General features: G+C 70.6%; 20 protein-coding genes and 1 riboswitch. Of the genes, 14 read left to right on the forward strand and 6 right to left on the reverse strand.

The window, feature by feature from the left end; translation table 11 throughout:
- Positions 1-542 precede the first annotated feature (542 nt).
- Positions 543-773 carry a hypothetical protein gene (locus tag ACIQM0_RS10400; protein WP_401285494.1) on the reverse strand — a complete coding sequence of 77 codons (231 nt, stop codon included), beginning with the start codon at positions 771-773 and terminating at the stop codon, positions 543-545.
- A gap of 94 nt (positions 774-867) precedes the next feature.
- On the opposite strand from ACIQM0_RS10400, the gene ACIQM0_RS10405 reads away from it, so the two are divergent.
- From ACIQM0_RS10405 to ACIQM0_RS10415, 3 genes are all read left to right on the forward strand, one after another.
- On the forward strand, positions 868-1,503 hold the full coding sequence (locus tag ACIQM0_RS10405) for an ATP-dependent Clp protease proteolytic subunit (RefSeq protein WP_401285496.1): 636 nt from the start codon (positions 868-870) through the stop codon (positions 1,501-1,503).
- A 7-nt stretch (positions 1,504-1,510) separates the two neighbouring features.
- Positions 1,511-1,819, forward strand: a complete 309-nt coding sequence (locus ACIQM0_RS10410; protein WP_363023684.1) for a hypothetical protein — start codon at positions 1,511-1,513, stop codon at positions 1,817-1,819.
- 305 nt (positions 1,820-2,124) lie between these two features.
- Positions 2,125-2,321: riboswitch (cyclic di-AMP (ydaO/yuaA leader) on the forward strand.
- A 3-nt stretch (positions 2,322-2,324) separates the two neighbouring features.
- Complete coding sequence (locus ACIQM0_RS10415; RefSeq protein WP_401285498.1) at positions 2,325-2,798, forward strand: C40 family peptidase; 474 nt, start codon at positions 2,325-2,327, stop codon at positions 2,796-2,798.
- A gap of 34 nt (positions 2,799-2,832) precedes the next feature.
- Here the strand turns inward: ACIQM0_RS10415 and ACIQM0_RS10420 are convergent, their stop codons facing one another.
- Positions 2,833-3,486 (reverse strand): LysE family translocator, encoded by a 654-nt coding sequence (locus ACIQM0_RS10420; protein ID WP_401285500.1) that lies wholly within the window; start codon positions 3,484-3,486, stop codon positions 2,833-2,835.
- Positions 3,487-3,558: 72 nt separating this feature from the next.
- Here ACIQM0_RS10420 and ACIQM0_RS10425 point away from each other — a divergent pair, with 72 nt between their 5' ends.
- Complete coding sequence (locus ACIQM0_RS10425; RefSeq protein WP_401285502.1) at positions 3,559-4,476, forward strand: LysR family transcriptional regulator; 918 nt, start codon at positions 3,559-3,561, stop codon at positions 4,474-4,476.
- 25 nt (positions 4,477-4,501) lie between these two features.
- On the opposite strand, the gene ACIQM0_RS10430 is transcribed toward ACIQM0_RS10425, so the two are convergent.
- On the reverse strand, positions 4,502-4,933 hold the full coding sequence (locus ACIQM0_RS10430; RefSeq protein ID WP_401285504.1) for an ATP-binding protein: 432 nt from the start codon (positions 4,931-4,933) through the stop codon (positions 4,502-4,504).
- 205 nt (positions 4,934-5,138) lie between these two features.
- Between ACIQM0_RS10430 and ACIQM0_RS10435 the strand changes: the two genes are divergently transcribed.
- A complete protein-coding gene (locus ACIQM0_RS10435) occupies positions 5,139-5,999 on the forward strand; it encodes a helix-turn-helix domain-containing protein (RefSeq protein ID WP_401285506.1) in 861 nt (286 codons plus the stop codon).
- 25 nt (positions 6,000-6,024) lie between these two features.
- Positions 6,025-6,231 carry a DUF397 domain-containing protein gene (locus tag ACIQM0_RS10440; RefSeq protein ID WP_363023677.1) on the forward strand — a complete coding sequence of 69 codons (207 nt, stop codon included), beginning with the start codon at positions 6,025-6,027 and terminating at the stop codon, positions 6,229-6,231.
- Positions 6,232-6,276: 45 nt separating this feature from the next.
- Here ACIQM0_RS10440 and ACIQM0_RS10445 read toward each other — a convergent pair whose 3' ends face one another.
- A complete protein-coding gene (locus ACIQM0_RS10445) occupies positions 6,277-7,419 on the reverse strand; it encodes an 8-amino-7-oxononanoate synthase (RefSeq protein WP_401285509.1) in 1,143 nt (380 codons plus the stop codon).
- 142 nt (positions 7,420-7,561) lie between these two features.
- On the opposite strand from ACIQM0_RS10445, the gene bioB reads away from it, so the two are divergent.
- The 4 genes from bioB to ACIQM0_RS10465 all read left to right on the forward strand — a co-directional run bounded on the left by bioB (position 7,562) and on the right by ACIQM0_RS10465 (position 11,565).
- Complete coding sequence (bioB, locus tag ACIQM0_RS10450) at positions 7,562-8,755, forward strand: biotin synthase BioB (protein ID WP_401285511.1); 1,194 nt, start codon at positions 7,562-7,564, stop codon at positions 8,753-8,755.
- On the forward strand, positions 8,748-10,052 hold the full coding sequence (locus ACIQM0_RS10455; protein WP_401285513.1) for an adenosylmethionine--8-amino-7-oxononanoate transaminase: 1,305 nt from the start codon (positions 8,748-8,750) through the stop codon (positions 10,050-10,052). The genes bioB and ACIQM0_RS10455 overlap by 8 nt, the downstream gene beginning before the upstream one ends.
- A 1-nt stretch (position 10,053) precedes the next feature.
- A complete protein-coding gene (gene bioD / locus ACIQM0_RS10460; RefSeq protein ID WP_401285515.1) occupies positions 10,054-10,743 on the forward strand; it encodes a dethiobiotin synthase in 690 nt (229 codons plus the stop codon).
- A gap of 114 nt (positions 10,744-10,857) precedes the next feature.
- A complete protein-coding gene (locus ACIQM0_RS10465; protein WP_401285517.1) occupies positions 10,858-11,565 on the forward strand; it encodes a class I SAM-dependent methyltransferase in 708 nt (235 codons plus the stop codon).
- A gap of 32 nt (positions 11,566-11,597) precedes the next feature.
- Here ACIQM0_RS10465 and ACIQM0_RS10470 read toward each other — a convergent pair whose 3' ends face one another.
- Both ACIQM0_RS10470 and ACIQM0_RS10475 read right to left on the reverse strand, forming a co-directional pair.
- Positions 11,598-11,969 carry a fic family toxin-antitoxin system, toxin component gene (locus ACIQM0_RS10470; RefSeq protein WP_363023666.1) on the reverse strand — a complete coding sequence of 124 codons (372 nt, stop codon included), beginning with the start codon at positions 11,967-11,969 and terminating at the stop codon, positions 11,598-11,600.
- Complete coding sequence (locus ACIQM0_RS10475; RefSeq protein ID WP_030921856.1) at positions 11,966-12,193, reverse strand: hypothetical protein; 228 nt, start codon at positions 12,191-12,193, stop codon at positions 11,966-11,968. Before ACIQM0_RS10475 ends, ACIQM0_RS10470 begins: the two co-directional genes overlap by 4 nt.
- A 387-nt stretch (positions 12,194-12,580) precedes the next feature.
- Here ACIQM0_RS10475 and ACIQM0_RS10480 point away from each other — a divergent pair, with 387 nt between their 5' ends.
- From ACIQM0_RS10480 to ACIQM0_RS10495, 4 genes are all read left to right on the forward strand, one after another.
- Positions 12,581-13,861, forward strand: a complete 1,281-nt coding sequence (locus tag ACIQM0_RS10480; RefSeq protein ID WP_401285519.1) for a cytochrome P450 — start codon at positions 12,581-12,583, stop codon at positions 13,859-13,861.
- An 80-nt stretch (positions 13,862-13,941) separates the two neighbouring features.
- The gene (locus tag ACIQM0_RS10485) at positions 13,942-14,367 is read left to right on the forward strand and encodes a GNAT family N-acetyltransferase (RefSeq protein WP_401285521.1); all 426 of its coding nucleotides are present in this window, start codon (positions 13,942-13,944) and stop codon (positions 14,365-14,367) included.
- A 232-nt stretch (positions 14,368-14,599) separates the two neighbouring features.
- Entirely contained in the window at positions 14,600-15,937 is a 1,338-nt protein-coding gene (locus tag ACIQM0_RS10490) for a hemolysin family protein (protein WP_385027965.1), read from the forward strand.
- Positions 15,934-16,953, forward strand: coding sequence for a hemolysin family protein (locus ACIQM0_RS10495; RefSeq protein WP_363023660.1), 1,020 nt, complete (start codon positions 15,934-15,936; stop codon positions 16,951-16,953). The genes ACIQM0_RS10490 and ACIQM0_RS10495 overlap by 4 nt, the downstream gene beginning before the upstream one ends.
- Positions 16,954-16,981 lie beyond the last annotated feature (28 nt).

A 16,981-nucleotide genomic window follows, 5' to 3' on the forward strand; every position in this document is an offset into this window, starting at 1 on the left:
CGGCCCGCTGCTGGCCTTTGGCGTTGTCGGCGGAGTGCACCAGGATCCGGCGTATCTCAAGCGGAGGATCGCTCTCGCGGGCCCGGCCAGCAGATGGGTGTCCTCCGGGATCCGGTAGGTCTCGTGCGCTCCGGGGGGTGTCCTCGCCGCGGGCCGGGGTGTCGTCCATGACGGAGGCCGGTTCAGGGCCGAGGGCGGCGTAGGCCGCGTCCTCGACCTTGGAAGCGGGGGCCGGGGCGATGAAATCGGTCCCGGCCTTGATCAGGGCAGTGACGTTGCCGTACGAGATGAGCTTGCAATCGGCGATCAGCAAGAACTTCTTCGGCCTGGCCATCGCGCGCAGACTCTTCATGGTGCCGGTGATCTGCGAGATCTCCGCGGCTCCGCCCTCGATGACGCGGGACAGCAGCGGGATGCCGCCGCGCCGGTCACCGCCAGTCCGGTCTGGGTCTGCTTGAGGTCGCGGCGGCGGCCCTTGGGACGGCCGTGCTTGATGCGGGGATATTCCTCGGCCGGGTAGGCGCCATACAGCGACATCGATGTCATGTCCCAGTGGAACGTGGAGACATCAATGCCGAACTCGCTGATCGCCCGGGCCCGACGCTGTCGGTGATCTCCGTCAGGTGCGAGGCAACGGCATCCGGGGCCCGGCCCAGATGGTCGTCGTTGAGCAACTCCGGCTCGATCGCGAAGTCTTCCTCCACCGTCCACTCCCCGGCCCAGCGATCCACCCGCCACAAGTGCGTGGGCGCGGTCAGCCAGTTGACCACCACCTCATAGCCTTCTGTACGTCCTGTACATTTTCTACAGACGCGCGCGCAGGCGGCCTCACGGACCCCTGCGCGCCCCGGAGGAGAGGTCTTCGCCATGTACCGCCCCGCCGCCCGCTACGTACTGCCCGAGTTCACCGAGCGCACGTCCCAGGGGACCCGCACGCTCGACCCGTACTCCAAGCTGCTGGCCGAACGGGTCGTCTTCCTGGGCACTCCGGTCGACGACGTCGCGGCCAACGACCTGGTCGCCCAGTTCATGTACCTGGAACACAACGAACCCGACCGGCCCATCCAGCTCTACATCAACTCCCCCGGCGGCTCGTTCGGAGCCATGACCGCCGTCTACGACACGATGGCGTTCCTCACCTGCGAGGTGGAGACCTTCTGCCTCGGCCAGGCGGGCGCCGCAGCGGCCGTACTGCTGGCCGCGGGAGCCCCCGGCCGACGGCACGCGCTGCCCGGCGCACGGGTCGTGCTGCAGCAGCCGGAACTCGCCGAACCGGTACAGGGACAGCCATCCGATCTGGAGATCGAGGCCCGGGAACTGGCCAGGATGCGCGAGACGCTGACGGGCATGCTGGTCCGTCACACCGGCCGCTCCGCCGAACAGGTCACCGCCGACACCGAGCGCGATCTCATCCTCGACGCCGAGGGCGCCAAGGCCTATGGGCTGATCGACCACATCGTGCAGAGCCGGGGGCCCGTGCCGCCGCCGCCCGTCGCGCGGTGAACCCCCGATGCAGCCACCGGAGTTCCCGCCGCTGCCCGCCCTGACCCGCGCGGAGGGCGAGTTCATCGACCGCTATCTGCAAGTCGTCGACCAGGTGGGCCGGATCAATCCGGCCCACGCCGACGACACCTACCGGGCCCTGCGCGCCGCGCAGGCGCTCGCCTCGCACGCCGCGGCGCTGCGGGACGCGCTCGCGTTGATGCATGAGCGGGGTGAAGCCCGGATCCACTCCGCCACGTTGACGCGGGCGCTGCGGGTACTGGACGGCGAGCGTCGCGCCGGGCGGGTCACCGTGCCGCCGGCCCGGACGAGTTGATCAACTCACCTGCGCCGACACGCCCGACGGGTGGACCGAATTATCTCGCTCGTTCGGCGTAGGCGATACCTCGCACGAGGGACAGCTCAACTTGCGCTTTCGAGATGGGCTATGGGTGAAATCTCCCGTTCCGCCGCTGGTACGGCACCGGCAGGGGGCCTCCGGCAACGCCCCGAAAGGCCCCCTGTCCACCCGAACAGCCCAGCCGTGACGAGCCTCACATATCACTGTTTCACCTCGGAAATCCGGCGTTCGGTGAGTCAAGATCCCTGGGACGACAAGCCCCCGCCACCGCGGCGGGGCGGTCCGGGCGGACGCCGAGTCCTGCCGCTGTCCGGATGCCTGGTCGACAGGAGTGGATCGGCAGGAGTGGAGGACCCGAGCACAACGGGCCGACCGGATCTCCGGTTGTCCCTCGGGGTGAAGCCGCCTTGTGCGGCCGGGCAACTTCGCCAGCCCGAACCCGACAGGTCATCCTTCACAGGCGGCTGACGAAGGGTTGCGCATGAGTGCGCAGGTTCATGTCCCGTCTCTGCTCGGCCGGGCCGCGACGGCCTCGGTCATGACTCTCGCCGCTGTCGGTGGCACGCTGTTCGTCCCCGGCGCCGTGACCGACGCCCAGGCCGCGACCCATTCGATGAAGGCGCTCAACATCGCCGCGTCGAAAAAGGGATCGCCATACCGGTGGGGCGCGAGCGGCCCCAGCCGCTTCGACTGTTCAGGGCTGACGCTGTACTCGTTCAAGAAGGCGGGCAAAAGTCTCCCGCGCACGGCCCAGCAGCAGTACAACAAGACCCGCCACATCTCGGCCTCGAAGCGGCAACGCGGCGACCTGGTCTTCTTCCACTCCGGCCGCAGCGTCTTCCACGTGGGCATCTACGCGGGCAGCGGCAAGATCTGGCACTCGCCGAAGACTGGCGCCGTGGTCCGGCTGGAGAGGATCTGGACGAAGAGCGTCTACTACGGGCGGGTCCGTTGACGCCTCCGCCCCGCCATCGGATCCGCACCTGAGGTCAGCGCAGCAGGGTACCGGTCACCAGCACAGCCCCGAGTGCGGTGAGTGCCGCGCCGCTGCCGCCCTCGATCGCGCGGGCGGTGCGCGGCCGGCGCAGCCACCGGCCCAGGCGGTCCACCAGGAGCGCCACGGCCGGGAACCAGACCAGTGCGAGCAGCACGACGATCGCGGCCAGCAGCAGCGTCCTGGGCAGCGGGTCGGCCCCGGTGGGGACGAACTGCGGAAGGAGGCTGAGGAAGAGCACCGGCGCCTTGGGGTTCAGTGCGTTGGTCAGGAAGCCCTGGCGCAGTGCGCGTCGGGTCCCGATGACGGCCTGCCCGCCGTCCGGCCGCTCCCCCGCGGCTTCGGCGGCGTGCGCCCGCCCGTCGCGGCGCAGGGCGGTGCGCAGCGCGCTGATGCCCAGGTAGAGCACGTACGCCCCGCCGAGGAGCTGAACCGTACGGAACAGCACCGGGACCGCCACCAGTACGGCGGCCAGTCCGGCGACGGCGAGCGCGGTGTGGACGAGCAGGCCCCCGGCGACACCGAGCGCGGTCGCCACCCCCGCCGACCGCGAGGCGAGGGCGTTGCGCACGACGACGGTGAAATCAGCTCCGGGCAGCGCGACCATGGCGGCGGCGACTCCGAGGAAGGCAGTCAGTTGGGCGTCCATGGCTCCACCCTGGACCCGAACGGCCTTTAGCATGTACTTGCAATCTTGTGGGTCTGCCAAAAGGAATGCTTAATGTACGACCCGACACGGCTCGCGGCACTGGTGGCGGTCGCCGAGGCCGGTTCGATCACCCGGGCCGCCGCCCGCCTGGGCTACACCGCTCCCGCGCTCTCCCAGCAGCTCGCCAAGCTGGAGCGGGAGGCCGGTGCCGCGCTGCTGGTCCGGCACCACCGGGGCGCCCGTCTCACGGCCGCGGGCGAGCTGCTCGCCGGCCGGGCCCGACGGGTCCTGGACGAGATGGACCAGGCCCGCCACGAGCTGGCCCGCCTGGCCGGGCTCTCCGGCGGACGGCTGCGGGTCGGCACCTTCACCACGGCAGGTATCCATCTGCTGCCTCCCGTGCTGAGCGCCTTCCGCCGGGCACATCCGGACGTGGAGCTGGTCGTCACGGAGTACGAGCCGCCGGGCGGGGTCGCGGCGGTGGCGGCGGGCGAGGTCGATCTCGCGCTGACGCACGCGTACGAACCGGCCGCCGCGACGCCGCTCCCCTCGGGCGTCAGCGCCGAGCCCCTGCTGGTCGAGGAACTGGTGCTGATCACCGCTGTCGGGCAGGTCCTGGCCGACGGCAGCGGGCGGCTTCCGGTGACGGACCTGGCGGGCCGGCCACTGATCAGCAGCGCGCCCACGCATCCGCCGCGGCGCGGAGTGGAGAACGCGCTGGCCGCGGCGGGCGCCCTGCCGGCGGTCGTCTGCGAGTCGCCCGGCTACGCGCTGGTGTGCGCCCTGGTCAGCGCGGGCATCGGCATCGCGGTGGTTCCCGAGATGGTCGCGGCGATGTCGCCGACGCCGCTGTCCGTGCGGAGGCTGGAGCCCGCCGCGTTCCGCCGGACGATCTCGGTGGTGCACCGCGGTGACCGGTCGAGCGCCGCGGCGGCGACCCTGCGGGCCCTGCTGCGCAGCGGATTCGGCCGGGCCGCCGCGCCGCAGTGACCCTGACGGCGGGGCACCGGTCCGGTCAGCCCTGGACGGGGACGTTCCAGGGGAGGGTGATCCAGACGGTCTTGCCGCCGTCGGCGGTGGGTGTGACGGTCAGCCGGCCACCGTACTCCTTGGCCAGGGAGCGGATGATCACCATGCCGCGCCCGTTGTCCTGCTGGACGGCGGCGGGCAGTCGCTGGGGCCAGCGGGGGTGACTGTCCGTCACCCCGAGGTACAGCTGTTCCTCGCGCTCCAGCCGTAGGTCCACGGTGAAGGTGGGCGACTGGCCGAACGTGTGCTGGACCGCGTTGGTCGCGAGCTCCGAGACGATCAGCCGGATGGTGTCCGCGGCCTCGTTCCCGTCGGGCAGTCCCCATTCGGCCAGCACCCTGGCCACATACCTCCGGGCCGCGGAGACCGAGACCGGCTCGCTCGGCAGAGTGACGCTTGCCTCTTGATGGTCCGCCATGGCCGGCCGCCCCTTTCCCACCCGGAACCGACCCGCGATCGGTCCGTGTTGTGCTTCGCGCCAGATTGCCACTGATGCTGCCCTCTGTAACGACGATCCACCAAGATATGCATATATCTGTCGCTCAAAGCGGTGAACTCTTCGCTGGACGCGGTACGGGAGCGGCACACTGTCCGCTCGGCAGGGAGTGGGAGGGAGGCACCACATGCAGCACGGTCCTGCGGTGCGACGCCGCAAGCTCGGGGAGGAGCTGCGGAGTCTGCGCCATACATCCGGGCTCACCAGCCGGGACGCCGCGCAACTGCTCGGGTGGCACCAGTCGAAGGTGAGCCGGATCGAGACGGGTGTCAGTGGGGTGCGGCCGGCGGACGTCACCCGGCTGCTGGACGCGTACGCAGTGGACGACCCGCAGTTGCGGGATGTCCTGAAGGCGCTCGCCGGTTCGGCGGGCGGGGGTGGCGCGGGCTGGTGGCATGCCTACCGCGGCCTCATCCCGCCCCAGTACCGCGACTTCATCAGCCTGGAGTCACAGGCGCGCACCGCGCGCACGCTGGAGACCTCGGTGGTGCCGGGCCTGTTGCAGACCGCCGACTACGCGCGGGCGGTGACCCGGGCCGCGCTGGACGGGCTGCCGTCCGGCCAGCTGGACTCGCTGGTGGAGGTGCGGCTGGCCCGGCAGGGGGTGCTCCGGAGCGATCCGCCGCTGAGGCTGAGCGCGGTGCTCGACGAGGCGGTGCTGAGGCGCGCGGTCGGCGGCCCGCGGGTGATGAGGGAGCAATTGCGCCATCTCGTGCGGCTGGCTCAACTACCCCATGTGCAACTTCAGTTGCTGCCCTTCACGGTCGGCGGCTATGTCGGCCTCACCGGACCTTTCGTTATCTTCTCATTTCCGAGCACTTCTGATCTGGATGTGGTCGTTCTTGACCATTTGACGAGTAGCCTCTACCTGGAGCGGAAAGAAGACCTCGAGGCGTACAGCTCGGCCTTCCGCACTCTGCAGGCGCACGCGCTGTCGCCGGAGCACTCGTTGGACCTGATCGCCGCGATCGACCGCGCCGGTCAGTAACTACGGACTGCCCGAGGGGGGCGTCATGTCGGATTGCCTCGCACAGCACGCGTTACGTTGGCGGCGCAGCAGCCGCAGCACGGGAATGAACAACTGCGTGGAAGCCGCGCCGTTCGGCAGCAGGCGGCTGGCCGTGCGCGACTCCAAGGACGTGTCCAGGCCACCGCTCCAGTTCTCGTCAGCGGCCTGGACCTCCTTCGTCTCCGGTCTGAGCCTCGGCTCGGTCCGGTGACGCGGCGGCGGACCGGTCACGGCGCCGGACGACGGCGGTGCCGTCTCAGGCGTCCGGAGCGGTCCGCCGTACGGTCGCGACCGCGGTCGCGATCTGCTCGTCCGTCAGGTCGGCGCGTGCCGTCAGCCGCAGCCGGGAGATGCCGTCGGGCACCGAGGGCGGCCGGAAGCACCCGACCGCCATACCGGCCGTCCGGCAGTCGGCCGCCCAGCGGACCGCGGCGTCGGCCGACGGCGCGCGTACCGAGACCACGGCCGCGTCGGGCCGCACAGCGGTCAGACCGGCCGCGGTCAGCTGTCCGTACAGCGCGGTGGCCACCGCACGGGCCCGGCCCGCCCGTTCCGGTTCGCGGCGCAGCAGCCGCAGGCTGCCGAGTGCGGCGCCGGCGGCGGCGGGGGCGAGTCCGGTGTCGAAGATGAACGTGCGCGCGGTGTTGACCAGGTGGTCGATGACACGGGCGGGGCCGAGGACCGCGCCGCCCTGGCTGCCCAGGGACTTGGAGAGGGTGAGCGTGGCGACGACCCCGTCGCCGCCCGCGAGTCCTGCGGCCGCGAGCGCGCCGCGACCGCCGTCCCCGAGCACCCCCAGACCGTGCGCGTCATCGACGAGCAGCGCGGCGCCCTCGTCACGGCAGGCCTCCGCCAGTGCGCCCAGCGGCGCGGCGTCGCCGTCGACGGAGAAGACCGAGTCGGTGACCGCCAGCGCCCTGCCGCCGTGCGCGTGCAGGCTCTTGCGCACGGCGTCGGGGTCGGCGTGCGGCACGACGGCGGTCTCGGCCCGGGAGAGCCGGCAGCCGTCGACGATCGAGGCGTGATTGCCCGCGTCCGACACGATCAGGGAACCCCGCCCGGTGAGGGCGGTGAGGGCCGCGAGGTTGGCCGCGTAACCGGAGGACAGTACGAGGGCCGCCTCGAAACCGCAGAAATCAGCCAATTCCCGTTCGAGTTCGGCGTGCAGTGCGGTGGAACCGGTGACCAGCCGGGATCCGGTGGCCCCCGCACCCCAGCGGTGCGCCGCGTCGGCCGCTGCCGCGGTCACCTCCGGGTGCCTGGTCAGGCCGAGGTAGTCGTTGCTCGCGAGATCCAGCAGTTCCGTCTCGGCGGGCCGGGGCCGGAGCGTCCGGACGAGTCCGGAGTCCGCACGGCGGCGCGCCTCGTCGTCGATCCAGTCGAACGGGGCGAAGGGCATGTGCGGTCCCTTTTGTAGGCAACTCACAGACCTTAACCGGGGGCGAAGCCGTGCAGGGTGTGGCCATGCACACACCCTCGCGCCTCTCTGTTGTCCGGTTCTTCCTTGGCTCCGGGGCGTGCCGTGCGTCAGGATCATCGCCATGGACCTCCTGAACACGCTGGCGGACAAGGGGCTGCGGCGCGAGCTGCCGACCCGTGAAGAAGCGCTCGCCGTACTGGCGACCCCGGACGACGATCTGCTCGACGTGGTGGCCGCGGCCGGAAAGGTACGCCGCCAGTGGTTCGGGCGGCGCGTGAAGCTGAACTATCTGGTCAATCTGAAATCGGGGCTCTGCCCCGAGGACTGCTCGTACTGTTCGCAGCGGCTGGGTTCCAAGGCCGAGATCCTCAAGTACACCTGGCTGAAGCCCGACGAGGCGTCGAAGGCGGCGGCCGCCGGGGTGGCGGGCGGCGCCAAGCGCGTCTGTCTGGTGGCCAGCGGCCGGGGTCCGACCGACCGGGACGTGGACCGGGTGTCGCAGACCATCGAGGCGATCAAGGAGCAGAACGAGGGCGTCGAGGTCTGCGCCTGCCTCGGTCTGCTCTCCGACGGGCAGGCCGGCCGGCTGCGGTCGGCCGGGGCCGACGCGTACAACCACAACCTCAACACGTCCGAGGGGACGTACGGGGAGATCACCACCACCCACACCTACGCGGACCGGGTGGAGACGGTCCACCAGGCACAGGCGGCGGGTCTCTCCGCCTGCTCGGGGCTGATCGCGGGAATGGGTGAGAGCGACTCCGACCTGGTCGACGTCGTGTTCGCGCTGCGCGAGCTGGACCCGGACTCGGTACCGGTCAACTTCCTGATCCCGTTCGAGGGGACCCCGCTCGCCAAGGAGTGGAACCTGACTCCGCAGCGCTGCCTGCGGATCCTGGCGATGGTGCGGTTCGTCTGCCCGGACGTGGAGGTACGGCTCGCGGGCGGGCGTGAGGTGCATCTGCGCTCGATGCAGCCGCTCGCCCTGCACCTGGTCAACTCGATCTTCCTGGGCGACTATCTGACGAGCGAGGGCCAGGCCGGGCAGACCGACCTCGACATGATCGCGGACGCCGGTTTCGAGGTCGAGGGTGCGGGTACGACCACGCTCCCCCGGCACCGCGCGGATGCGGGAGGCAGCTGCGGTTCGCAGGCGGACGAGTGCGGTTCGCACTCCGGCGGCTGTGCGCCCTGCGGCGACGAAGCGCAGGCGCAGGCCGCTCCCGCGGAACCCTTGGAGGCCTCGGCGGCACGCACGGATCTGGTGACGGTCCGCCGTCGCGGCGCGGGGACGGATCTCGCACCCAATGCCTGAGCCGCTCTCCCCCGCGGATCTGCGCGCCCTGGACCGGGCCCACGTCTGGCACCCGTACGGCCCGATGCCGGGCCGGCAGGAGCCGCTGGTCGTGGAGTCCGCGTCCGGGGTACGGCTCCGGCTCGCCGAACCGGCCCAGGGGCACCACGAGCTGGTCGACGGCATGTCGTCCTGGTGGTCGGCCGTGCACGGCTACAACCATCCCGTGCTCAACGAGGCGGCCCGCAGCCAGCTGGACCGGATGAGCCATGTGATGTTCGGCGGGCTCACCCATGAGCCCGCCGTGCGGCTGGCGGCCCGGCTGGTCGAGATCACGCCGGAACCCCTGCAGCACGTCTTCCTCGCCGACTCCGGCTCGGTCTCGGTCGAGGTCGCCGTGAAGATGTGCCTGCAGTACTGGCGTTCGGCCGGCCGGCCCGCCAAGCAGCGGCTGCTGACCTGGCGCGGCGGGTACCACGGGGACACCTGGCAGCCCATGTCGGTGTGCGACCCCGAGGGCGGGATGCACGAGCTGTGGTCGGGAGCGCTGCCGCAACAGGTCTTCGCGGACGAGCCCCCGGCCGGTTTCGACACGGAGCCGGACGCCGCGTACGCGACGCATCTGCGGGAACTGATCGCGCACCACGCCGACGAGCTGGCCGCGGTGATCGTGGAGCCGGTGGTGCAGGGGGCCGGCGGGATGCGGTTCCACTCGCCGGGCTGGCTGCGCGTGCTGCGCGAGGCGTGCGACGCGTCCGGCGTGCTGCTGGTGTTCGACGAGATCGCCACCGGATTCGGCCGTACGGGAAAGCTCTTCGCCGCGGAACACGCCGGGGTCTCACCCGATGTGATGTGCGTGGGCAAGGCCCTCACCGGCGGCTATCTGACGATGGCCGCGACACTGTGCACGACCGCGGTGGCCGAGGGCATCTCGCGCGGCGAGGTGCCGGTGCTCGCCCACGGCCCCACGTTCATGGGCAATCCGCTCGCCTCTGCGGTCGCCTGCGCCTCCATCGACCTGCTGCTCGGCCAGGACTGGGAACAGGAGGTCAAGCGGATCGAAGCGGGTCTGCGCGACGGACTGTCCGCCGCGTCCGACCTGCCCGGGGTTCGGGACGTGCGGGTGCTCGGCGCCATCGGCGTCGTACAACTCGATCACGAGGTGGACATGGCGGCCGCGACCCGGGCGGCGGTGCGCGAGGGCGTGTGGCTGCGGCCGTTCCGCGATCTCGTCTACACCATGCCGCCCTACGTGACCGGCGACGACGACGTGGCGCGGATCTGCCGCGCGGTGTGCGCGGCGGCGCGGGAGGGCTGAGATGAGCGTTCTGGTAGTGACGGGTACGGGCACGGAGATCGGCAAGACGATCGTGACCGCGGCCGTGGCGGCGGCCTCGGCGGGCCGCCGCGTGGCCGTGCTCAAACCGGCCCAGACAGGTCTGTCGCCCGGCGAGCCGGGCGACGCCGCCGAGGTCGTGCGGCTGGCCGGCAGCCATGTGACGGCCGTCGAACTGGCTCGATTCCCCGAACCGTTGGCGCCCGCCACGGCCGCCAGACGAGCCGGCCTCGCGCCGGTGCGCCCGTACGAGGTGGCCGAGGCAGCCGAGAAGCTGGCGGCCGAACACGATCTCGTCCTGATCGAGGGCGCGGGCGGGCTGCTCGTACGGTTCGACGACGACGGGGCGACCCTGGCGGACGCGGCCCGGCTGCTTTCCGCACCGGTCCTGGTGGTGGCGCCCGCCGGCCTCGGCACGCTCAACTCCACGGCCCTGACCGCGGAGGCCCTGCGCGCCCGCGGACTCGACTGCCTCGGGGTGGTGGTCGGCAGCATGCCCGCCGAACCGGATCTGGCGGAGCGCTGCAATCTGACGGACCTCCCGGTGGCCGCGGGGGCACCGCTGCTGGGCGTGATCCCGGCGGGTGCGGGATCGCTGCGGCCGACGGAGTTCCGTGCGCGCGCCGGAAGCTGGCTGGCCGCACAGTTGGGTGGGGTCCGTCCGCCGGACTGACCCGCTGGACGGAGAGGCCGGGCTGACACTCTGGGCCGAGAGGCCGGTCAGAGAGCGCGTCATACCGCGTCACGCGAAAGATCTGTCAGAGATCTGTCATGGAGGAGGTCCGTCATGCGGTTGCGGAGCACGAGGAGTCCCGAGGACGCGGTGCACCATCCCGTCTTCGCCCGCTGCTACGCCCGGATGAGTGTGGCCGCGGAGACCACCGCAGGCCTCGCCAGGGTGCGGAAGGAACTGCTGTCCGGGCTCACCGGGCGGGTCATCGAGATCGGGGCGGGCAACGGGCTCAACTTCACCCACTACCCGCCGTCGGTCTCCGAGGTGGTGGCGATCGAACCGGAGCGCACGCTGCGGCAGTTGGCGGTACGATCCGCGCTCGGCGCCGGAATCCCGGTGGATGTCATGCCGGGTACGGCGGAGAACCTGCCGGTGGGGGACGAGACGTTCGACGCCGCCGTCCTCTCCTTGGTGCTGTGCACCGTACGGGATGTGCGGCGGTCGCTCGCGGAGGCCCGGCGGGTCCTGCGACCGGGCGGTGAGCTGCGCTTCTTCGAACACGTACGGGCCGACGACAGGGCCATGGCCGCCACGCAGCGCGTGCTGGACGCCACCTTGTGGCCGCTGCTCACCGGTGGCTGTCACACCTCACGTGACGCGTTGGCCGCGATCGAGGCGGCCGGGTTCGTGGTGGACACGCATCGGGCCGTCCGCGTTCCCGAGAGCGGTGTCCGGCTCCCCACGTCCGCCTGCGTGCTGGGAATTGCCCGGCGGCCCGGCGCGCGGCCGGAGGGGACTGAGGGGGCGGCCGCGGCCCACTGAGAGCGTTCGGTCACGGGGAGGGAGTCAGCCGCTCACAGGCTCCACTGGCGTAGTTCGTCGGCGATGGCACGGACGTCCGCCTTGCCCTCCTTGACCAGCAACGCCAGGTCGCGCACCTGCTCGGGCGAGGTGATGACCTTCAGCCCCGACGCGACGAGGTAGCCGTAGGCCACGGCGGAGGCGAACATCGCGTTGGACCGTTCCAGCGCGGGCACGTGCAACAGCAACTGCAACAGTGAAGCGGCCCGGGAGTGCGGGTCGCTGTAGACGGGGCTGCCGAAGATCTCCGCCTCGTGCCGGGCGACGGCGGCGACGAGGGCGCCCCAGTCGGTGACCTGCGGGTCGCCGGGCGTCTTGTGCTCCGCGACCATGAGCAGCCAGGAAAGATGGATCCGGAGATTCAACGGGTACCTTTGCGCTCCGGGCCGAACTCCTCGGCGAACACCGATTCGTACTGCTTCATGAAGTCGGCGGCTGCTTCGACGAAGGTGTGTCCGACCTCGCCGGCATCCTGTTTGACGAGCTCTTCTATGTAGCGGTTCACGCTCATCCCCCTCTGGAGCGCGCGCTGCCGCGCGGCCTCGGCGGTCGCCTCGTCCACTCGAACGTTCAGCTGAGTCTTGGGCACCCCATCACGCTAGCGCGGGATCGCTAGCATCGGCAAGGGGAACGGGCGCGGACGCCCCCGGACCCCCTGACGGAAGCCGGATCGCACTCGGCGGAGTCAGGCCGAGGGGGGCGCGTCCCGGCCCGCCCGGCGCACCTCCGCAGGCCGCCGGACCTGTCCGCGCGGGCCGGGCCGGACTCATCCCCGTGGGCCCGCCGGGCACAGGCGTCGGTGCCCTCGCGCGCCTACGGTCGAAAGGTGACCGACGGATACCCCACCCGATCTCCCCCTCGTCAGAACAAGTAGTCATAATTCCAGGTCAGGCAGGCGACGTCAGCGCGGTCGGACCAGAACGGCGTCTAATGCGTGCCAACCGTCCAGATCCCGCGACGACTCATGGAGTGCACATTGAGTACGACGTTCCGTTCTCGTCTCACCGCCAGGTTCGGTCGCAGTTATCTGGCCAGGATTCAGAAGCACGGAATCGGGTCCTCCACGATCAGGCTGCTGCCCGAGGAGCTGCTGATGCTGCTGCGCAGGGACGGCTTGGATCCGGTCCGGCAACTGGCCTGCACGCGGGCGGACGCTCCGGTGTCCAAGGTCTCGCTGCCGTTCGGTATGGACGCCTGGGTGGTCACCGGCTACGAGGAATCGAAGGCCGTACTCGGATCCGCCGAAGGATTCAGCACGGACTTCGCCCACCTGGCCACGAATGCCGGGATAGCCGCCACGCAGAGTCCCGGCGGACTCGGGTTCAACGATCCGCCCGTGCACACGCGGCTGCGCCGCATCCTCACCCCTGAGTTCACGATGCGCCGGCTCCGCCGCCTGGCTCCCAGGATCGACGCCATCGTCGAGGAGCGCCTCGACGCGCTGGAGGCCGTGCGGGGCCCGGTCGACCTGGTCCACGAGTTCGCGCTGCCCATCCCCTCCCTCACCATCTGCGAACTGCTCGGCGTGCCGTACAAGGACCGCGACGACTTCCAGCAGCTGGCCATGGACCGCTTCGACCTCTTCACTGGAACGACCGCGCCCTTCGGCGCCATGTCCGCATCGCTGGAGTACTTCAGGGAGGTCGTCAGGGCCCAGCGGAAGAAGCCGGGCGACGGCCTGCTCGGCATGATCGTGCGGGAGCACGGCGACAGCGTCGACGACGAGGAACTCGCCGGCCTCGCCGACGGCGTACTCACCGGCGGGTTCGAGACGACGGCCAGCACGATCGCGCTCGGCTCCCTCGTACTGCTCCAGAACGAGGATGTCCTCGCTCGGCTCCGTACGGACGACACCATGACCGTCCCGTTCGTCGAAGAGGTGCTGCGCTACCTCTCCGCCGTACAGATCGCCTTTCCCCGGTTCGCCCGGCAGGACATCGAGATAGCCGGGGTTGTCATTCCGCGCGGGGACATGGTGCTCTGCTCCCTGAGCGGTGCCAACCGGGACGAGTCGTACGTCACGGACGACGGCCGCTTCGACCCGCACCGCACCACCCCCGCGGGGCATCTCGCCTTCGGCCACGGCATCCACCGGTGCATAGGCGCCGAACTGGCACGGATGGAACTGCGCTCCGCCTACCCGGCCCTGGCCCGGCGGTTTCCCGGTATGCGGCTCGCCGTGCCTCCGGAGGATCTCGCGTTCCGCAAGCTGTCGATCGTCTACGGCATCGAGTCTCTGCCCGTGCACCTGCGCTGAGGCCGGTGCGGGCCACTGGGGCGCGTGATCGGGTCGGAATTCGTTCGCCGTACGGAGCGGCATTCTGCTTGGCTCACCCGATGAGTGATCTCCACATCCGCCGCGCCGCCCCCACGGACATCGACGCCGTGCTGCGATTCTGGCGTGCGGCGGCAGAAGGTACGAGCATCAGCGACGACCACGACGGGGTGGGACGTCTCGTCGCACGCGACCCCGAAGCCCTGCTCCTCGCGGAGCGTGACGGGGTTCTGGTCGGAACCGTCATCGCCGGTTTCGACGGGTGGCGGTGCTCCGCCTACCGGCTGGCCGTGGCCCCGGACTGCCGCCGACAAGGCATCGCCGGCGCTCTGATGGAGGCGGCGGAGCAGCGGTTCGCCGCACTCGGCGGCCGACGCGTCGACGCCATGGTCCTGGAGGCCAACGAGCCCGCACACCACACCTGGGACGCGGCCGGCTACCGCCGCGAGGACCACTGGCGGCGCTGGGTGAAGCCGCTGCGGGGCTGAGGGCGGAGATCTGAGTGACGCGTGCGAAAGCCGTCGGCGACGGCCTCCGCACGTCCTTCACTTCTCCCCTGCCCCCGCAAGCAACTTTGCCGATCCTTTACCATGGGTGCTCCCCTGCCGATCCATACGAAAGGTGTGAGCGTCCGTCCATGGGCGAGCCTCCCAGTAGCCGATATCGCCGATACCGAGCGATCCCTCTGTCCCTGCCCGATCATGGGACGGAGGTGAACCGATGATCGAAGTGCTTCTTCTGCTCGTGGCGGTACTGCTCTCCCTTGCCTGCGGCGCCTTCGTCGCGGCGGAGTTCTCCCTGACCACGGTCGAGCGCGGCCAGCTCGAACGGGCCGTGGAGCAGGGTGAACGTGGCGCGTCGAGCGCCATGAAGGCGGTACGCAGCCTCACCTTCCAGCTCTCCGGGGCCCAGCTGGGCATCACCGTCACCAATCTGGTGGTCGGCATGCTCTCCGAATCCTCGATCGCGAAACTGATCCGGGGGCCGATCGAGGCCGTCGGGCTGTCGTCCAGCGTGTCGTCGTCCGTGGCGCTCGTCATCGGTACGGCCCTGTCCACCGTGTTCCTGATGGTCGTCGGGGAACTCGTCCCGAAGAACTGGGCGATCTCCTCGCCGCTGGCGGTCGCGAAGACCGTGGCCACCCCGCAGCGCGTCTTCACCGCCCTCTTCCGGCCCTTCATCAGCCACCTCAACAACACGGCCAACCGGATCGTGCGCCGTTTCGGGCTCGAACCCGCCGAGGAGCTGGCAACGGCCCGCAGCCCTCAGGAGCTGGTGGCCCTGGCCCGGCACTCCGCAAAAGCCGGCGCCCTGGAGGCGGACACCGCCGAACTCTTCGTCCGCACCCTCAACCTGTCGGCGCTCACTGCGGAGAACGTGATGACCCCGCGGGTCCAGGTCACCGCACTGGAGGTGCGGGCCACGGCGGAGGACGTCGCCAACGCCACCCGGGCGACCGGACTGTCCCGGTTCCCCGTGTACCGGGGCAGCCTCGACACCGTGGTCGGCGTCGCCCACATCAAGGACGTACTGGCGATCCCCGCCGAGCAGCGACCCCGTAAGCGGATCGCCGACATGCTGCGCGAGCCGCTGCTCGTACCGGAGACGCTGACCGTGGACCGGTTGCTGGACCGGCTGTCCGGCAAGCTCGCCATGGCGGTCGTCATCGATGAGTACGGCGGCACGGCCGGGGTCGTCACGCTGGAGGACATCGTCGAGGAGGTAGTGGGCGAGGTGCGGGACGAGCACGACCCGCACGAGACGCCGGACCTCGCACCCGCCGGTGAGGACGCCGACGGACGCACCCTGTGGTCGGCCGACGGCGCTGCCAGGACCGACCAGTTGGAGAGGATCGGACTGAGAGTGCCGGACGGACCGTACGAGACCCTTGCCGGGCTGATCGCCTCGGAGGTGGGCCGGATCCCCGCCGTGGGTGATTCGGTCGAGTTCGCCGGCTGGCGGCTCGACGTGGTGGACGCCTCCGGGCGCCGCGCCGCGCGGGCGCTGCTGCACGCACCGCTGCCTGGCTCCGACGAGCCGTCGGAGGACGAGCGATGACCGCCGTACAGCTCTTCATCGGCCTGATGACGCTGGTCGTGAACGCCTTCTTCGTCGGTGCGGAGTTCGCTTTGATCTCCGTGCGGCGCAGCCAGATCGAACCGCAGGCGGAGGACGGGAACCGGCGCGCCCGCAGCGTCATCTGGGGCCTGGAGCACGTCTCCGCGCTGCTCGCCGCGGCGCAGCTGGGCATCACCCTCTGCACGCTGATCCTCGGTATCGTCGCGGAACCGGCCATCGCCCATCTGCTGGAGCCGGTCTTCGACGCCGTGGGCATGCCGCACGGGCTGGTCCATCCGATCTCGTTCGTGATCGCACTGTCCGTGGCGACGTATCTGCACATGCTGCTGGGCGAGATGGTGCCGAAGAACATCGCGCTCGCCGAGCCCGTGCGGACCGCGCTGCTGCTGGGTCCGCCGCTGGTGGCACTGGCCCGAACACTGCGTCCGGTGATCTTCGCGATCAACGCCTTCGCCAACGCTCTGCTGAAACTTCTGCGGGTGGAGACGAAGGACGAGGTCTCGGCCACCTTCTCGGACGACGAGCTGGCCCGTCTGGTCAAGGATGCCGGGGATGCGGGACTGGTCGACGACCGGGCGGCGGAGCGGCTGCACCACGCGCTGGAGCTGGGCCGCCGCCCGGTACGCGATGTGGTGCTGCCGGTGGACCGGGTGATGTACACGAGGGTCGGTACGACTCCCGAGGAGCTGGAGCGGCTCTCGTCCGAGACCGGGTTCTCACGGTTCCCGGTGATGGACAGCGAACAGCGGATCCTGGGCTACCTCCATGTCAAGGACGCCCTCGACGCCACGCCTCGCGATGTGCCGTTCCCGGTGACGGCGATGCGGCCGATCGCCCGGGTACGGGCGTCCACGCCTCTCGACGACGTGCTGACCGCGCTGCGGCGCAGCCGTACGCACCTTGCGGCGGTCGTCGACGAGGACGACCGGCTGGCCGGAATGGTGACGATGGAGGACGTGCTCCGGGAACTTGTGGGACGAGCGCAGTCCCGCTGATCTCGGAGGCGCGGGCCGGGCGGTCTGG

Source organism: Streptomyces sp. NPDC091387, assembly GCF_044756945.1.
Lineage (GTDB): Bacteria > Actinomycetota > Actinomycetes > Streptomycetales > Streptomycetaceae > Streptomyces.

Bases quoted from the DNA above. Each gene is read 5' to 3' on its own strand.
- ACIQM0_RS10405 (WP_401285496.1), top strand. From the start codon at position 868: ATGTACCGCCCCGCCGCCCGCTACGTACTGCCCGAGTTCACCGAGCGC.
- ACIQM0_RS10410 (WP_363023684.1), top strand. From the start codon at position 1,511: ATGCAGCCACCGGAGTTCCCGCCGCTGCCCGCCCTGACCCGCGCGGAG.
- ACIQM0_RS10415 (WP_401285498.1), top strand. From the start codon at position 2,325: ATGAGTGCGCAGGTTCATGTCCCGTCTCTGCTCGGCCGGGCCGCGACG.
- ACIQM0_RS10420 (WP_401285500.1), bottom strand. From the start codon at position 3,486: ATGGACGCCCAACTGACTGCCTTCCTCGGAGTCGCCGCCGCCATGGTC.
- ACIQM0_RS10425 (WP_401285502.1), top strand. From the start codon at position 3,559: ATGTACGACCCGACACGGCTCGCGGCACTGGTGGCGGTCGCCGAGGCC.
- ACIQM0_RS10430 (WP_401285504.1), bottom strand. From the start codon at position 4,933: ATGGCGGACCATCAAGAGGCAAGCGTCACTCTGCCGAGCGAGCCGGTC.
- ACIQM0_RS10435 (WP_401285506.1), top strand. From the start codon at position 5,139: ATGCAGCACGGTCCTGCGGTGCGACGCCGCAAGCTCGGGGAGGAGCTG.
- ACIQM0_RS10440 (WP_363023677.1), top strand. From the start codon at position 6,025: ATGTCGGATTGCCTCGCACAGCACGCGTTACGTTGGCGGCGCAGCAGC.
- ACIQM0_RS10445 (WP_401285509.1), bottom strand. From the start codon at position 7,419: ATGCCCTTCGCCCCGTTCGACTGGATCGACGACGAGGCGCGCCGCCGT.
- bioB (WP_401285511.1), top strand. From the start codon at position 7,562: ATGGACCTCCTGAACACGCTGGCGGACAAGGGGCTGCGGCGCGAGCTG.
- ACIQM0_RS10455 (WP_401285513.1), top strand. From the start codon at position 8,748: ATGCCTGAGCCGCTCTCCCCCGCGGATCTGCGCGCCCTGGACCGGGCC.
- bioD (WP_401285515.1), top strand. From the start codon at position 10,054: ATGAGCGTTCTGGTAGTGACGGGTACGGGCACGGAGATCGGCAAGACG.
- ACIQM0_RS10465 (WP_401285517.1), top strand. From the start codon at position 10,858: ATGCGGTTGCGGAGCACGAGGAGTCCCGAGGACGCGGTGCACCATCCC.
- ACIQM0_RS10485 (WP_401285521.1), top strand. From the start codon at position 13,942: ATGAGTGATCTCCACATCCGCCGCGCCGCCCCCACGGACATCGACGCC.
- ACIQM0_RS10490 (WP_385027965.1), top strand. From the start codon at position 14,600: ATGATCGAAGTGCTTCTTCTGCTCGTGGCGGTACTGCTCTCCCTTGCC.
- ACIQM0_RS10495 (WP_363023660.1), top strand. From the start codon at position 15,934: ATGACCGCCGTACAGCTCTTCATCGGCCTGATGACGCTGGTCGTGAAC.